The 14,047-nt window shown below is 67.8% G+C and carries 12 protein-coding genes; 6 read left to right on the forward strand and 6 right to left on the reverse strand.

Going from position 1 to position 14,047, the window contains the following annotated elements; translation table 11 throughout:
• Nucleotides 1-12 precede the first annotated feature (12 nt).
• The gene (gene ftsH, locus CWS39_RS04525; protein WP_102141699.1) at nt 13-2,334 is read right to left on the reverse strand and encodes an ATP-dependent zinc metalloprotease FtsH; all 2,322 of its coding nucleotides are present in this window, start codon (nt 2,332-2,334) and stop codon (nt 13-15) included.
• Between the two features lie 177 nt (nt 2,335-2,511).
• On the opposite strand from ftsH, the gene CWS39_RS04530 reads away from it, so the two are divergent.
• From CWS39_RS04530 to CWS39_RS04545, 4 genes are read left to right on the forward strand one after another with little or no spacing between them, the layout of a single operon-like run.
• Nucleotides 2,512-3,483, forward strand: a complete 972-nt coding sequence (locus CWS39_RS04530; protein WP_431306083.1) for an alpha/beta fold hydrolase — start codon at nt 2,512-2,514, stop codon at nt 3,481-3,483.
• Nucleotides 3,480-4,670 carry an LLM class flavin-dependent oxidoreductase gene (locus CWS39_RS04535; RefSeq protein WP_102141700.1) on the forward strand — a complete coding sequence of 397 codons (1,191 nt, stop codon included), beginning with the start codon at nt 3,480-3,482 and terminating at the stop codon, nt 4,668-4,670. The genes CWS39_RS04530 and CWS39_RS04535 overlap by 4 nt, the downstream gene beginning before the upstream one ends.
• Nucleotides 4,670-5,689, forward strand: a complete 1,020-nt coding sequence (locus tag CWS39_RS04540) for a zinc-binding dehydrogenase (RefSeq protein WP_102141701.1) — start codon at nt 4,670-4,672, stop codon at nt 5,687-5,689. Before CWS39_RS04535 ends, CWS39_RS04540 begins: the two co-directional genes overlap by 1 nt.
• Nucleotides 5,690-5,704: 15 nt before the next feature.
• Nucleotides 5,705-6,442, forward strand: coding sequence for an SIMPL domain-containing protein (locus CWS39_RS04545; protein WP_102141702.1), 738 nt, complete (start codon nt 5,705-5,707; stop codon nt 6,440-6,442).
• Between the two features lie 9 nt (nt 6,443-6,451).
• Here the strand turns inward: CWS39_RS04545 and CWS39_RS04550 are convergent, their stop codons facing one another.
• From CWS39_RS04550 to dacB, 5 genes are all read right to left on the reverse strand, one after another.
• Complete coding sequence (locus tag CWS39_RS04550; protein WP_102141703.1) at nt 6,452-8,671, reverse strand: molybdopterin-dependent oxidoreductase; 2,220 nt, start codon at nt 8,669-8,671, stop codon at nt 6,452-6,454.
• Between the two features lie 36 nt (nt 8,672-8,707).
• On the reverse strand, nt 8,708-9,322 hold the full coding sequence (gene hpt, locus CWS39_RS04555) for a hypoxanthine phosphoribosyltransferase (RefSeq protein WP_102141704.1): 615 nt from the start codon (nt 9,320-9,322) through the stop codon (nt 8,708-8,710).
• Nucleotides 9,323-9,412: 90 nt separating this feature from the next.
• Nucleotides 9,413-10,378, reverse strand: coding sequence for a tRNA lysidine(34) synthetase TilS (tilS, locus tag CWS39_RS04560; RefSeq protein WP_102141705.1), 966 nt, complete (start codon nt 10,376-10,378; stop codon nt 9,413-9,415).
• Nucleotides 10,357-11,430, reverse strand: coding sequence for a zinc-dependent metalloprotease (locus CWS39_RS04565; protein WP_102141748.1), 1,074 nt, complete (start codon nt 11,428-11,430; stop codon nt 10,357-10,359). Before CWS39_RS04565 ends, tilS begins: the two co-directional genes overlap by 22 nt.
• A complete protein-coding gene (gene dacB, locus CWS39_RS04570; RefSeq protein WP_102141706.1) occupies nt 11,418-12,797 on the reverse strand; it encodes a D-alanyl-D-alanine carboxypeptidase/D-alanyl-D-alanine endopeptidase in 1,380 nt (459 codons plus the stop codon). The genes CWS39_RS04565 and dacB overlap by 13 nt, the downstream gene beginning before the upstream one ends.
• 111 nt (nt 12,798-12,908) lie before the next feature.
• Here dacB and CWS39_RS04575 point away from each other — a divergent pair, with 111 nt between their 5' ends.
• Both CWS39_RS04575 and CWS39_RS04580 read left to right on the forward strand, forming a co-directional pair.
• Entirely contained in the window at nt 12,909-13,397 is a 489-nt protein-coding gene (locus CWS39_RS04575; protein ID WP_102141707.1) for an inorganic diphosphatase, read from the forward strand.
• Nucleotides 13,398-13,520: 123 nt separating this feature from the next.
• Complete coding sequence (locus CWS39_RS04580) at nt 13,521-14,042, forward strand: 2-oxo-4-hydroxy-4-carboxy-5-ureidoimidazoline decarboxylase (RefSeq protein ID WP_102141708.1); 522 nt, start codon at nt 13,521-13,523, stop codon at nt 14,040-14,042.
• Nucleotides 14,043-14,047 lie beyond the last annotated feature (5 nt).

The raw sequence follows: 14,047 nt of genomic DNA on the forward strand, positions 1-14,047 counted from the left end.
CTCCGTTCGTGTTCAGCCGTGCGCCGGCGGATTGGACCGACTGGGATCGTGCTCCGGTTCGTCGTTCTTCGGCGCGGGTGGGGTTCCCTGTGCTGCCGGTTGCCCGGGCTGCGGGTACGGCTGGTACGGCGGATACGGCGGCACCGCCCCGGCAGCGTTCGGGTTGTGCCACCCCGGGGGCGGTGGCGGCGGGTACCAGTACCCCTGCGGGTGCTGGGCCGGCTGCTGCTGTTGCGGCGGCCAGCCCGGGGCGTGCCAGCCCGCGGGAGCGCCGTAGTCGGGCTGGGTCGGGCCGTTCGGAGTCCCGTTGGCGCCGACGCCATTTGAGCCGTTCTGACCCGACGTTGCGGCCTCTTTCGTGGCCTGCGCGATCGCGGCCTTGAACGCCGGTTCGGGCACCGGCTTGGGCCACGGTTCGCCGCGTTCGATCGCCAGCTCGCCCGGCGTCTTGATCGGCGGCTTGTCGGAGGGCACCCGGCCACCGAAGTCGTCGAACATCGTCAGCCGTGGCCGCTTCTTCACGTCGCCGAAGATGGCCTCCAGCTCGGCGCGATGCAGGGTTTCCTTCTCCAGCAGCTCACCGGCGAGGATGTCGAGCACATCGCGGTATTCGGTGAGGATCTCCCACGCCTCGGTGTGAGCGGCCTCGATCAGCTTGCGGATCTCGTCGTCGATGTCGCGGGCCACCTCGTGGCTGTAGTCCGGGGCAGTGCCCATCGTGCGGCCCAGGAACGGGTCGCCGTGCTCGGTGCCGTAGCGCACCGCGCCGAGTTTGGAGCTCATGCCGTACTCGGTGACCATCGCCCGGGCGATCTTGGTGGCCTGCTCGATGTCGGACACCGCACCGGTGGTGGGCTCGCGGAACACGAGCTCCTCGGCGGCGCGTCCGCCCATGGCGAACACCAGCCGCGCGATCATCTCCGAGCGGGTCATCAAGCCCTTGTCGTCCTCGGGCACGGCCATCGCGTGCCCGCCGGTGCGCCCGCGCGCCAGGATCGTCACCTTGTAGATGGGGTCGATGTCGGGCATCGCCCAGGCCGCCAGCGTGTGGCCGCCTTCGTGGTAGGCGGTGATCTTCTTCTCGTGTTCGCTGATGATGCGGCTCTTACGGCGCGGCCCGCCCACGACGCGGTCGACGGCTTCCTCGAGCGCCGGCCCGGTGATGACCGTGCCGTTTTCCCGGGCGGTGAGCAGCGCGGCCTCGTTGATTACGTTGGCCAGGTCGGCGCCGGACATGCCGACGGTGCGCTTGGCCAGCCCGTCGAGGTCGGCGTCGGGTGCGATCGGCTTGCCCGCCGAATGCACGCGCAGCACGGCGCGACGGCCGGCGAGATCGGGATTGGACACCGGGATCTGGCGGTCGAAGCGGCCGGGCCGCAGCAGCGCGGGGTCGAGGATGTCGGGCCGGTTGGTGGCCGCGATGAGGATGACGCCCTGGCGGTCGCCGAAGCCGTCCATCTCGACCAGCAGCTGGTTCAGCGTCTGCTCACGCTCGTCGTGGCCGCCGCCGAGGCCGGCGCCACGCTGGCGACCGACGGCGTCGATCTCGTCGACGAAGATGATGCATGGGGCGTTCTGCTTGGCCTGCTCGAACAGATCGCGCACGCGAGACGCGCCGACGCCGACGAACATCTCGACGAAGTCCGAGCCCGAAATGGTGAAGAACGGGACACCTGCCTCGCCTGCGACGGCGCGGGCCAGCAGCGTCTTACCCGTACCGGGCGGGCCGTAGAGCAGCACGCCCTTGGGGATCTTGGCGCCCAGCGCCTGATACCTGCTGGGGTTCTGCAGGAAGTCCTTGATCTCGTAGAGCTCCTCAACCGCCTCATCGACGCCGGCGACGTCGGCGAAGGTGGTCTTGGGCATGTCCTTGGACAGCTGCTTGGCCCGGGACTTGCCGAAGCCGAAGCCCATCCGTCCGCCGGTTTGCATGCGGGAGAACATCACGAACAGCGCGACCAGCAGCAGCAGCGGCAGCATGTAGATCAGCAGCAAGCCCAGCACACTGCCGGTATTCACGGTGGTGCCGAACTTGATGTTCTTGGCGGTCAGCTGGTCGGCCAGCTTTTCGCCGTACCCGGTCGGGAACTTGGTGATGACCTTGTCGGCGTTCTCGGTCTCGGCGTTGCCGCTCTTGAGGTCCAGGCGCAGCTGTTGTTCGCGGTCGTCGATATGCGCGTTTTCGACGTTGCCGCTGTTGATCTGGGCAATCGCCACCGACGTGTCGACGGGCTTGAATCCGCGGGTGTCGTCGCTGAAGTAGAAGAACGACCAGCCCAGCAACAGCACGACCGCGATCACGGTCAGTGTGCGGATCACATTTTTACGGTTCATCGCTTATATCGGCCAGCAGGGGGAGTCGGCCAAGTCCTTCCAATACGTGCAGCTGGGATTAGTTCAGGCTACCGCTAGACCAACGTCTGGCAGTTCCCGAGATACTTCAGCGACGAATCTGAGGTTATGTCTGAACTTGCGGCGAAATGTCGAACACAAGCTCAGTTTCGGCGACTTATGAGACTTCCAGCGCGCCTCGCCCTGTGCTTTGGTGAGACCGTGATCACATCTACCGAACGGTTAGTCGACACCAACGGTGTGCAGCTGCACGTCACCGAAGCCGGCGATCGTGGTGCCCCGGTGGTGGTGCTGGCCCACGGTTTCCCCGAACTGGCCTACTCCTGGCGACACCAGATTCAGGTACTGGCCGACGCCGGCTACCACGTGCTGGCCCCCAACCAGCGGGGCTACGGACGATCGTCGGCGCCGGAGGACGTCGAGGCGTACAACATCGTCGAATTGACCGGCGACATCGCCGGCCTGCTCGATGACGCCGGCGCCGAGAAGGCGGTGATCGTCGGCCACGACTTCGGAGCCGTCGTCGCGTGGAACATGCCGCTGCTGCACCCGGACCGGGTTGCCGCGGTGGTCGGCATGAGCGTGCCGCCGGTGCCTCGCCCACCCGCCCCGCCGGTGCAGATCTGGAAGCAGATCTTCGGCGACAACTTCTTCTACATCTTGCATTTCCAGGAGCCGGGAGTGGCCGACGCCGAGCTCGGCGAAGATCCCGCGTTCACCATGCAGCTAGTGTTCGCAGATACCGGTACCGCGTTGGCCGGGCCCGATGCGCGGCCCGCCGAACCGCCGCCGCTACCCGATTGGATGACTAAGGAGGAGCTCGACCATTACATCACCGAGTTCTCCCGAACCGGATTCACCGGCGCGCTGAACTGGTATCGCAATTTCGATCGCAACTGGGAGCTGACCGAGAACACGCCGGCGGCCACCATCACGGCCCCGTCGTTGCTCATCGCCGGCACCGCCGACCCGTTCTTCGCGTTCATCCCCCGCGATCGGGTGTCCGATGTCGTCACAGGCGAGTACCGCGAGGTGCTCATCGACGGTGCGGGCCACTGGATCCAGCAGGAGCGCGCCGAGGATGTCAACAAGCTGCTGCTCGAGTTCCTGGCCGGATTGGAGTTGAAGTGACACGCCCGCTGAACTTCGGGGTCTTCATCACCCCCTTCCACCCTGTCGGTCAATCCCCCACTGTCGCACTGGAATACGACCTCGAACGGACGGTCGCCCTGGACCGGCTCGGCTTCGACGAAGTGTGGTTCGGTGAACACCACTCCGGCGGTTACGAACTCATCGCCTGCCCCGAGGTGTTCATCGCCGCGGCCGCCGAGCGGACGAAGCACATCCGGCTGGGCACCGGCGTGGTGTCGCTGCCCTATCACCACCCGCTGATGGTGGCCGATCGCTGGGTGCTGCTCGATCACCTCACGCGGGGCCGAGTCATGTTCGGCACCGGACCCGGCGCGCTGCCGTCGGATGCCTACATGATGGGCATCGATCCCGTCGACCAGCGCAAGATGATGCAGGAGTCGCTGGAGGCGATCCTGGCGTTGTTCCGGGCCGCGCCCGACGAGCGGATCAGCCGCAAGTCGGATTGGTTCACCCTGCGCGACGCGCAGCTGCACATTCGCCCCTACACCTGGCCGTATCCCGAGATCTCTACGGCGGCAATGATTTCGCCGTCGGGTCCACGGCTGGCCGGCGCACTGGGCACGTCGCTGCTGTCGTTGTCGATGTCGGTGCCCGGCGGGTATGCCGCGCTGGAGAACACCTGGGAGATCGTCGTCGACCAGGCCGAGAAGTCGGGTCGCGACGAGCCGAGCCGCGACGACTGGCGGGTGCTGGCGATCGTGCACCTCGCCGATACCCGCGACCAGGCCATCGACGATTGCACCTACGGCCTGCAGGATTTCGCCAACTACTTCGGCGCGGCGGGTTTTGTGCCGCTGTCCAATGCGGTGGAAGGGGATCAATCCCCCCGCGAGTTCGTCGAAGAGTATGCGGGCAAAGGCAATTGCTGCATCGGAACGCCCGGCGACGCGATCACCTACATCCAAGATCTCTTGGACACCTCCGGCGGGTTCGGCACCCTGCTGCTGCTGGGCCATGACTGGGCGTCACCGCAGGCGACGTATCACTCCTACGAGCTGTTCGCCCGAGAAGTGATGCCGCACTTCAAAGGTCAGCTCGTCGCGCCGCGCGCGTCACACGACTGGGCCAAAGGCATGCGCGACCAGTTGCTCGGCCGTGCGGGCGAGGCGATCGTCAAGGCGATCTCCGAGCACACCGACGAACTGAAGGAAAGGGAGCAAAAGTGATGCGAGCAGCGGTATTACGCGAAGGGCGGATGGTGCTGCGCGATGACGTGCCCGAACCTGTGCCCGGCCCCGGCCAGGTGCTCGTCGGGGTGAAGGCATGCGGAATCTGCGGGTCGGACCTGCACTTCGCCAAGCACGGCAAGGACGTGCTGGAGCTCACCGGTCAGATCAGTGGCTATCCCGCCGGCGGGAGTATGGACATCGACCTGCACCGCGACATCTTCATGGGCCACGAGTTCAGCGCCGAGGTGCTCGAAGCAGGTCCGGACACCGACGCTCCCGCGCCGGGCACGCTGGTGACATCGCTTCCGGTGCTGATATCGGCCACCGGCATCGACCCGATCGTCTACTCCAACACCATGATCGGCGGCTACTCGGAGCGGATGCTGCTCTCGGCGCCGCTACTTATGCCAATCCCCAACGGATTAGATCCACGCCACGCCGCGCTCACCGAACCCATGGCGGTGGGTCTGCACGCGGTCAACAAGTCCCACATCGAACGCGGCGAACCGGCGTTGGTGATCGGATGCGGCCCGATCGGCATCGCCATCATCGCTGCGCTGAGGAGCAAGGGCGTCGAAAGCATTGCGGCCGCGGACTATTCGACCAAACGACGCGAGCTGGCCAACGCCATGGGAGCCACCGAGATCATCGACCCGCAGCAGGGCTCGCCATTCGACACCGTCTCACCCAAGGTGATCTTCGAAGCCGTCGGCGTGCCGGGCATCCTCGACGACGTGATGCGCCGCGCCCCGGTCGGCAGCCGGGCCGTCGTCGCCGGCGTCTGCATGCAGCCCGACACGATGCACCCGTTCTTCGCCATCGCCAAGGAGATCAACATCCAGTTCGTACTCGCGTACGACCCCACGGAGTTCGCGGATTCCCTGCGGGCGATCGCCGAAGGTGAGATCGACGTGGCCCCGATGATCACCGGCGAGGTCGGGCTCGACGGCGTCGGTGAGGCATTCGACGCGCTGGCCGACCCCGACCGGCACTGCAAGATCCTGGTGGAGCCCTGAAGTAGGGTGCCAGCCATGCCGATCCCAGGGAAGATGCGTGTCCGATTCCTCGTCATCGCCGCGGGACTGGCCATCGCCGGACTGTCAGCGTGTGACTCATCCTCGGGTCCCGCCCTGACCTCCGACAGCGACACTCGGCAGGTCACCGTGGTCGGCGCCGGCAAAGTGTCGGGTACCCCGGACACGCTGACCGCCAATGTCTCGATGGAATTCATCGCGCCCGACGTCACCGGGGCGATGAACCAGTCCAGCGAGCGGCAGCAGGCCGTCATCAACGCGCTGACGGGCGCCGGCGTGGATCGCGATGACATCAGCACCACCGAGGTCAGCCTGCAGCCGCAGTTCGCCGGCGGCGGCGACAACCCCCAGTCGATCGTGGGGTATCGGGCCAGCAACTCGATCGACGTCAAGATCCGCGATTTGAGCTCCGCATCGCAGAAGCTGGCGCTGATCGTCAGCACCGGCGGCGACGCCACCCGCATCAACTCGGTCAACTACACGATCGAGGACGATTCCCAGCTCGTGATCGACGCCCGCGCACGGGCCTTCGAAGACGCCAGGGCACGCGCCGAGCAGTATGCGGAGCTGTCCGGTCTGACGTTGGGCGACGTGATCTCGATATCGGAGGTCGCCGCCGGGACGACGCCGCCGACACCCACGCCGATGCCGCGAGCCGCGATGGAGGCGGTGCCGCTGGAGCCCGGCCAGCAGACCGTCGGCTTCAATGTGACGGTGGTCTGGGAGCTGACCTAGGCGTCCGACTCAGCCCACCGGGGCGATGTCGACGGGGATGCCGTTGAGCACGGCGGTACCCGACAGCGGGTCCAGATGATTGCCGTCGTTGAGCTGATTCACGTTGCCGCCCGGCTGCCCCGCGGCGAAGCCCAGTCGCGTGCCGCCGCGGTCGTGGCCCCAGCCGTGTGGCAGCGACACCACCCCGCGCCGCATCCCGTCGCTCACCTCGACAGGCGCGAGTAGTTCACCGCCGGGGCCCTTGATGACCGCGGTGTCGGTGAGGCCGAGCTCGGCGGCGTCGTCGGGGTGGATCCGCAGCGTGCACCGGTTGGTCCCACCCGCGAGCGCGGGCAGGTTGTGCATCCAGCTGTTGTTGGAGCGCAGATGCCGTCGGCCGATGAGCATGAACCGGTCGTCGCGGCGCCCCAGGGATTCCCGCAGCCGCCCCACTTCCGAAACGAGTTGCGGCGGTGCGAGTTCGACGCGCCCGGATGGTGTTCGCAACACCTCCAGCAGACGAGGTTGCAACGGCCCGTAATCGATGCCGTGCGGCGCCGCCTTCAGCCGCGTCAGCGTCAGCCCGTCGGGGCGAGCGCCGAACCAGTCGCCGTACGGTCCGAGCCTCAGCATCATGTCGAGGCGCCGTTCGTAGCCGGGGCCGTCGATCAGCATCGCGGTCAACTCCTCGACGGCGCGACCGGCGACGGGCGACGTCGGATCTCCGGTCTCCTTCGCGAGCGTGGCCGCGATGACCTGGTCGTCGACGAGCTTCGGGTCGCCGTCGTAACCGACGCCGTACAGGATCAAGGCGATACGGGACAGGATCTCCGCCTCGTCGGGACGCCCGTCGAGCGGCAGCGCCGGCGGCGAATACCGCGCGTTGTTGCGCACCGCGAGATTGTTGAGCGCGACGTCGAAATGCGCGCTTCGCGATGGCGGCGGTGGCGGCAGGATGACGTCGGCGTGCCGCGTCGTCTCGTTGAGATACGGGTCCACGCTGAGCATGAAGTCGAGCCCGTCGAGCGCACGGTCGAGCCGATCGCCGTCCGGGGCGGAGAGCACCGGGTTGCCGGCGATCGTGATCATCGCCTTGATCTGCCCGTCGCCGGGGGTGTCGATCTCCTCGGCGAGCGCCGCGGCGGGCAGTTCGGACAGCGCCTCGGGGTAGCCGGAGACGCGGCTATGCCACCGGCCAGTGGCGAATCCGCGGCCGGCCTTCGGCGGGCGCGGAGCGGGCGCGACGGGCGAGAGCGGGAACATCGCGCCGCCGGGCCGGTCGAGGTTGCCGGTGAGGGTGTTGACGACGTCGACCAGCCAGCTGCCGAGTGTGCCGAATTCCACTGTGGAGGTACCGATTCGGCCGTAGACGGCCGCCGTGGGGGCATTAGCGATTTCGCGGGCCAAGCCACGAATGTCGTCGGCGGCCACACCGCAGTACGCGGCGACGTCCTCGGGGGCGAACCCGGCGGCCAGCTCGCGAACCTCGTCGACGCCATTGACGTGCTCGGCCACCGCCCCGAGATCGACGAGGCCCTCGTCGAAAAGCACGTGCACGACGGCCATCAGCAGCGCGGCGTCGGTACCGGGGCGCGGGGCGATGTGACGGTCGGCCATTTCGGCGGTGCGGGTGCGGGCCGGGTCGATCACGGTGAGCCGCCCGCCGCGCTTGCGCAGCGCCCGCAGCTTGCCGGGGAAATCGGCAGCGGTGGCCAAGCTGCCGTTGGACACGACGGGATTGGCGCCGATGATGACGAGGTAGTCGGTGCGGTCGAGGTCGGGCACGGTGAATGCGACCGGGCTGCCGAACATGTAGCCCAGTGCGACGTGCTTGGGCATCTGGTCGAGGGTGCTGGCGCTGAACACCTGCCGGGTGCCAAGTGCCCGCACGACCACCGGCGTGTACAGCGCGCCGGCGACGGTGTGCGCGTTGGGGTTTCCGAGGTACACGCCCACCGATGCGCCGCCGTGCTGACTGATGACCCCGCCGAGACCCTCAGCGACGGCCGCGAAAGCCTCGTCCCACGTGGCTTCGGTCAGTTCACCGTTGCGCCGAACCAGTGGGCGCGTCAACCGGTCGGGGTCATTGTCGAGTTCGGCGAAGCTCGCGCCCTTCGGGCAGATGAAGCCCTTGCTGAAGACGTCGTCTTTGTCACCGCGGGCACCGGTGACGCGGCCGTCGTCGATGGTGAGCGTCAGGCCGCAGGTGGCCTCGCACAGGGGGCAGATCCGCAGGGCTGTGGTGGTCATCAGTTCATCTTGCGCCCAGCCTGCGCCGAAAAGGAACTACTGCTGTTCGTAGACCTTCGGGTCGAGCGTGCCGATGTAGGGCAGGTCGCGGTAGCGCTCGGCGTAGTCCAGCCCGTAGCCGACGACGAACTCGTTGGGGATGTCGAAGCCGACGTAGGCGATGTCCACGTCGGCGCGCACCGCGTCGGGCTTGCGCAGCAGCGTGCACACCCGCAGCGACCGCGGCCCGCGGGTGGCCAGGTTGCGCAGCAGCCACGACAGCGTCAGGCCCGAGTTGACGACGTCCTCAACGATCAGCACGTCGCGGTCGTTGATGTCGCGGTCGAGGTCCTTGAGGATGCGCACCACGCCCGACGACGACGTCGACGAGCCATACGAGCTGACCGCCATGAACTCAAGCTGGGTGGGTACCGGGATCGCCCGCGCCAGGTCGGTCACGAAGAAGACCGCGCCCTTGAGCACCGTGATGAGCAGCAGGTCCTGGGAATTCTCGGCGATGACGTCGCGGTAGTCCGCGCCGACCTGTGCGCCGAGCTCGGCGACCTTGGCTTGGATCTCATCCGACGAAAGCAGAACCGACTTGATGTCGCCCGGATACAGCTCGGTGGTGTGCGCAGCCACGTCCACAGCGTGCCATGCGATACCCCGCATAACCAACGCGGCCGCGGCAAAACAAACCCAACCGTTTAGATCGAGGATTGAGGCCACATAGTGGCACCGATCCTCCACCCAAGCAACGCTTTAGCGGACGGCTTCGGTGTGCAGCGTGAGAGTGCCGTCGCAGCGGCCGGCGATCAACCGCTGACTGCGCAGCGGCGAGCCGACCGCGACCCCGCCCTGCCCGCGCCACGCGGTGACCAGCGCGTCGACGCCGCGGATCTGCTTGTCGGTCAGATCGCAGGCCCCGCCGGCCAGCAGCCAGCCGCGGATCACCCGGCGCCGGATCGCCGTCGGCAGCGCCGCCAGCCGCGCCGTGTCGAGCCCCTCCCCGACGGCCACTTCCGACCGCGCCAGCTCGGCGAACTCGTCGAGCGTGTCGGTATCCTCACGCAGCGCGGTCGCGGTGCGGGCCAGCGCTTCGGCCACCCCGCCGCCGAGCACGTCCTCCAGTAGCGGCATCACGTCCAGCCGCAACCGGGTCCGGGTGAATCGGCGGTCGGCATTGTGCGGGTCCTGCCACGGCGCCACCCCGAGTTCGCCGCACGCCGCCTGCGTGACGCTGCGCCGAACGCCCAGCAGCGGGCGACACCACGGTGGATCGTACGGTCGCATACCGGCGATCGAGCGGGCCCCCGAGCCGCGACCGAGCCCGAGCAGCACCGTCTCGGCCTGATCGTCGAGGGTGTGGCCGAGCAGCACCGGCGCCCCGTCGCGCGCAGACTGCAATGCGGCGTACCGCGCGGTGCGCGCCGCGGCCTCCGGGCCGCCGGTGGTGCCGACCTGAACCGGAAGAATGTGTGCGTCAACACATCCCAGCGCCAACGCCTGCTGTTGGGCGGTGGCCGCCACCGATGCGGAGTCGAATTGCAGCCCATGGTCGACGATCAACGCGGTGGTGGGTTTGACGGCGACGGCGGCGGCGGTCAACGCGAGCGAATCCGCACCGCCCGACAGCGCCACACACCAGCGGTCGTCATCGGTGGCGTACGTCCGGGCGAACGTGGCCACCGCTCTCGTCACACCGGCTACAGGACCCTGTCGATCCATCGTTGCGGATCTTCGATTTCCGTTGGCAGCGGCAGTGTTTCGGGCCCCGACCAGACGGCGTTGAACCTGGCCATCCCGACGCGCGACACCACGTGGTCGACGAACGCCTTGCCGCGGGTGTACTGGCTGATCTTGGCGTCGATACCCAACAGGGCCCGCAGCAAGCGCTGCAGCGGCGGCTGTTTGCGCTGGCGCCGGTCGTCGAATCGGCGCCGAATGGTGGCCACCGACGGCACCACGGCCGGACCGACCGCATCCATCACATGGTCGGCGTGGCCTTCGAGCAGCGTGCCCAGCACCAGCAGTTGATCCAGGGCGCGGCGCTGCGGCTCGGACTGCACCGCCCGCAGCAGTCCCAGCACCCCGCCCGAATTCGGTTCTGCCGCATTGCCGTTGCGTTGACTGCGAACGAACTCGGCGAGCCGCGATAGCACCTGGCCGACGTCTTCGCCGGTCTCATCGGTGAGCACTGCCAGCGACTGCGCCATGTGATCGGCCAACCAGGGATTGGCCCGGAACTGCACCCGGTGGGTGACCTCGTGCAGGCACACCCACAGCCGGAAATCCGCGGGCAGCACCCGCAATTGGCGCTCGACGGAGATCACGTTGGGATACACCAGCAGCAGTTCGCCGCCGTCGGGGGCGAACGGGTCGTACTGGCCGAGGATTCCCGACGACACGAACGCCAGCACCGCGCCCGTCTGCGCGCCGGTGATGCGGCCCGCGATGAAATGCGGTTTGGCCCCGTCGTCCGCCCCGCCCGTCATCACCCGCATCGACTGGGTGGCCGCGCGGATCCACTGGACCCGGTCCACGATGCGCGCGTCGGGAATCTCGCCGCCCTCGATGAGCCCGGTCACCTCGCGCACCGGCAGCTCAGCGCTGCGGGACGCGCCGGCGAGCTCGTCGATGACCTGGCGGCGGGTGTAGTCGGTGGAGTCCGGCCCGGGCCGGGCCAGCTTCGCGCCCACGGTGGCGGCGAACTGCCAGTCGACGGCGCGCCCGACGGTGAGTTTGGTCTTGGTCTTGGTTGTGGGACTCATGTACGGCATCCGCACGACCGCAGTGCCGCGGCCAGGTTGTCGATGGCGACGCGTCCGGTCGGGCCGGCATTGTTGGAGATCAGCGCAAACGTCAGCACCCGACCGCTGGCGTCGGTGACGATCCCGGCCAGCGCGTTGGTGTTGGTCAACGATCCGGTCTTGGCGCGCAGCCAGCCCACGGCGGCGCGGCCGGGTTCGCTGTCGAGATAGCGGTAGGACAGCGTGCCGCTGCCGCCAGCGATGGGCAGCAAATCGACCAGCGGCCGCAACTCGGGGTGGCTGCTGCCGGCGGCGGCGGTAATGACCTCGTCGAGCGTTTCAGCCGTCAGCCGGTCATCGACGGATAGCCCGCTGGAGTCGACCAGCGTCGCCCCGGTGGTGTCGATTTTGGCGGTTTCGAGGCGATCCAACACGGCGGCCACGGCGCCTTCGAAACTCTGCGGCCTGTTCATCGCGGCGGCCACCTCTCGGCCGATCGCCTCGGCCAGCACGTTGTCGGATGCCACCATCATCACCCTCAGCCGCTCCATCAGTGGTGGCGACTCGACCGCCGCGAGCTGTTGGCCGCCGGTGTAGGCCGACGGCAACACCGTGACCGTGGCGGGGTCGACGCGCAACGCGGCAGCCAGTGCGCGGCCGGCGTCGAGGGCAGGGGTAGGCGAGCGCTTGGATTCCTCGCTGACCGGCTGGGTGCGGCCGCCGTCGAGCATCACCGGTTGGATCGGGGCGATGTCGCCCCCCTCGATGTCGGCGGGATCCCATCCCGGCGCCATCGTCGGGCCGGTGTAGGCGCTGACATCGACCTGCACCGCGGTCACGTCGACGCCGCTGCGCCGGACCTGGTCGGCGAGGTCACTGATCCGGGCGGCGTCGGGATACCAGGTCTCGGTGCCGGGCGGTGCCCCCGACAGCGTGGTGTCGCCGCCGCCCTTGAGCACGACGACACCGGGTCGGCTTCCGCTCATCACCCGGGTGGTCAGCCGGTCGTCGCGGTCCAGCGTCAGCAGGGCGGCCGCGGCGGTGAGCACCTTGTTGGTGGACGCCGGCTGCATCGGGACGTCGGCGCCCAGCGCCCACAGCTGCGCGCCGGTGAGCGCGTCGGTGACGCGTCCGGTCAGATCGCCGAGGTTCGGATCGGCCAGCGCAGGCGCGAGTGTGGCGGCGAGACCCTCCGGTGTCGGCTTGTCGGCGCTGTCGGCGACCGGAACGATGCCCGGCTCGGCCGTCGCGGGCGGGGGCACCGGTTTGACTGCGGCGTCACTGGTCGAATGCCCGGTGGTGATCACCGCGGCAACCGCCACCAGCGCCGCGACCAGCAGCAGTACCGCCACCCCGATCAGCACATGGGTGGACCGCCGCCACCGCGTGGGCCGCATATCTCTCCTGCTCTTGATTGACCTGCCGAACCTCCCCCGTAAAGCAGCGTATCGCTCAATTAGGGTTACCCCCGTCCCCCAGACCGGAGCACAGGGCAAGGAGCCGCGGCGGTGCAGTTCGACGTAGTGATCGAGATCACGAAGGGTTCACGCAACAAGTACGAGGTAGACCACGAAACCGGGCGGGTCAAACTCGACCGCTACCTGTACACCGCGATGGGGTATCCCACCGACTACGGGTTCATCGAGCACACCCTCGGCGAGGACGGCGATCCGCTCGACGCTCTGGTGCTGCTGCCCGAGCCGGTGTTCCCCGGATGCCTCGTGGAGGCGCGCCCGGTCGGAATGTTCAAGATGGTCGACGACGCCGGCGGTGACGACAAGGTGCTGTGCGTGCCCGCGGGCGACGTGCGCTGGGACCACATCAAGGAGATCGACGACGTCTCGTCGTACGAGCTGGACGCGATCAAGCACTTCTTCGTGCATTACAAGGACCTCGAGCCGGGCAAGTTCGTCGAGGCCGCCGACTGGGTGGGCCGCGCCGAGGCCGAAGCCGAGGTGCAGCGGTCGCTGGAGCGCTTCAAAAGCTCTGGCCACTGAGCTCTCAATGCGTTAAGGGGTTGATTGCTCGCGCCAGGTGCGAGTAATCAACCCCTTAGAGGATTTTGCGCCGCTGTAACACGCCGTAACGCCCACGTTCTCTGCGGGTTCGATCATTGCGGTGTGTTGTTGCATCAAGGCATCGGTCTGGACGCATACAACAAAATGCCGTTGCAGCGCGCGGTGCACGCGGTCTACGAATGCTGCTACAGCGTGTCGCTGGCCGCCGATCTGGCGCGTGGGCGCCCGTATGCCAACCATGACCAGTTGTTCCGGCGCGCCGACGCGCTGCTGTTCGCGCTGGGCGAGGATTCCATCGACTCGATCCTGCAGGCCTATCCCGACATCGGCCGCAGGCCGGGCAGCGAGAAGTCACGGGCCGAGCAGTGTGCGGTGTTCGACGAGCGTCCGGAGATGATGGCCGCGCTGGAGGGCGCCGCCGCGCGCTACCTGGAGCATTTCGGTTTCGGCTTCGTGATGTTCGTCAACGGCTACAGCGCCGACGACGTACTCGCGGCGATGACCGACCGTCTGCACAACGACCGCGACACCGAGCGCAAGATCGTGCGCAATGAGTTGGCCAAGATCAACCGCACGCGATTGGACCGCATGCTCGGCCCGGAGGGCGGCTACGACAATTGGTGACGCGC

The organism is Mycobacterium hubeiense, from assembly GCF_002838065.1.
Taxonomy (GTDB): domain Bacteria; phylum Actinomycetota; class Actinomycetes; order Mycobacteriales; family Mycobacteriaceae; genus Mycobacterium; species Mycobacterium hubeiense.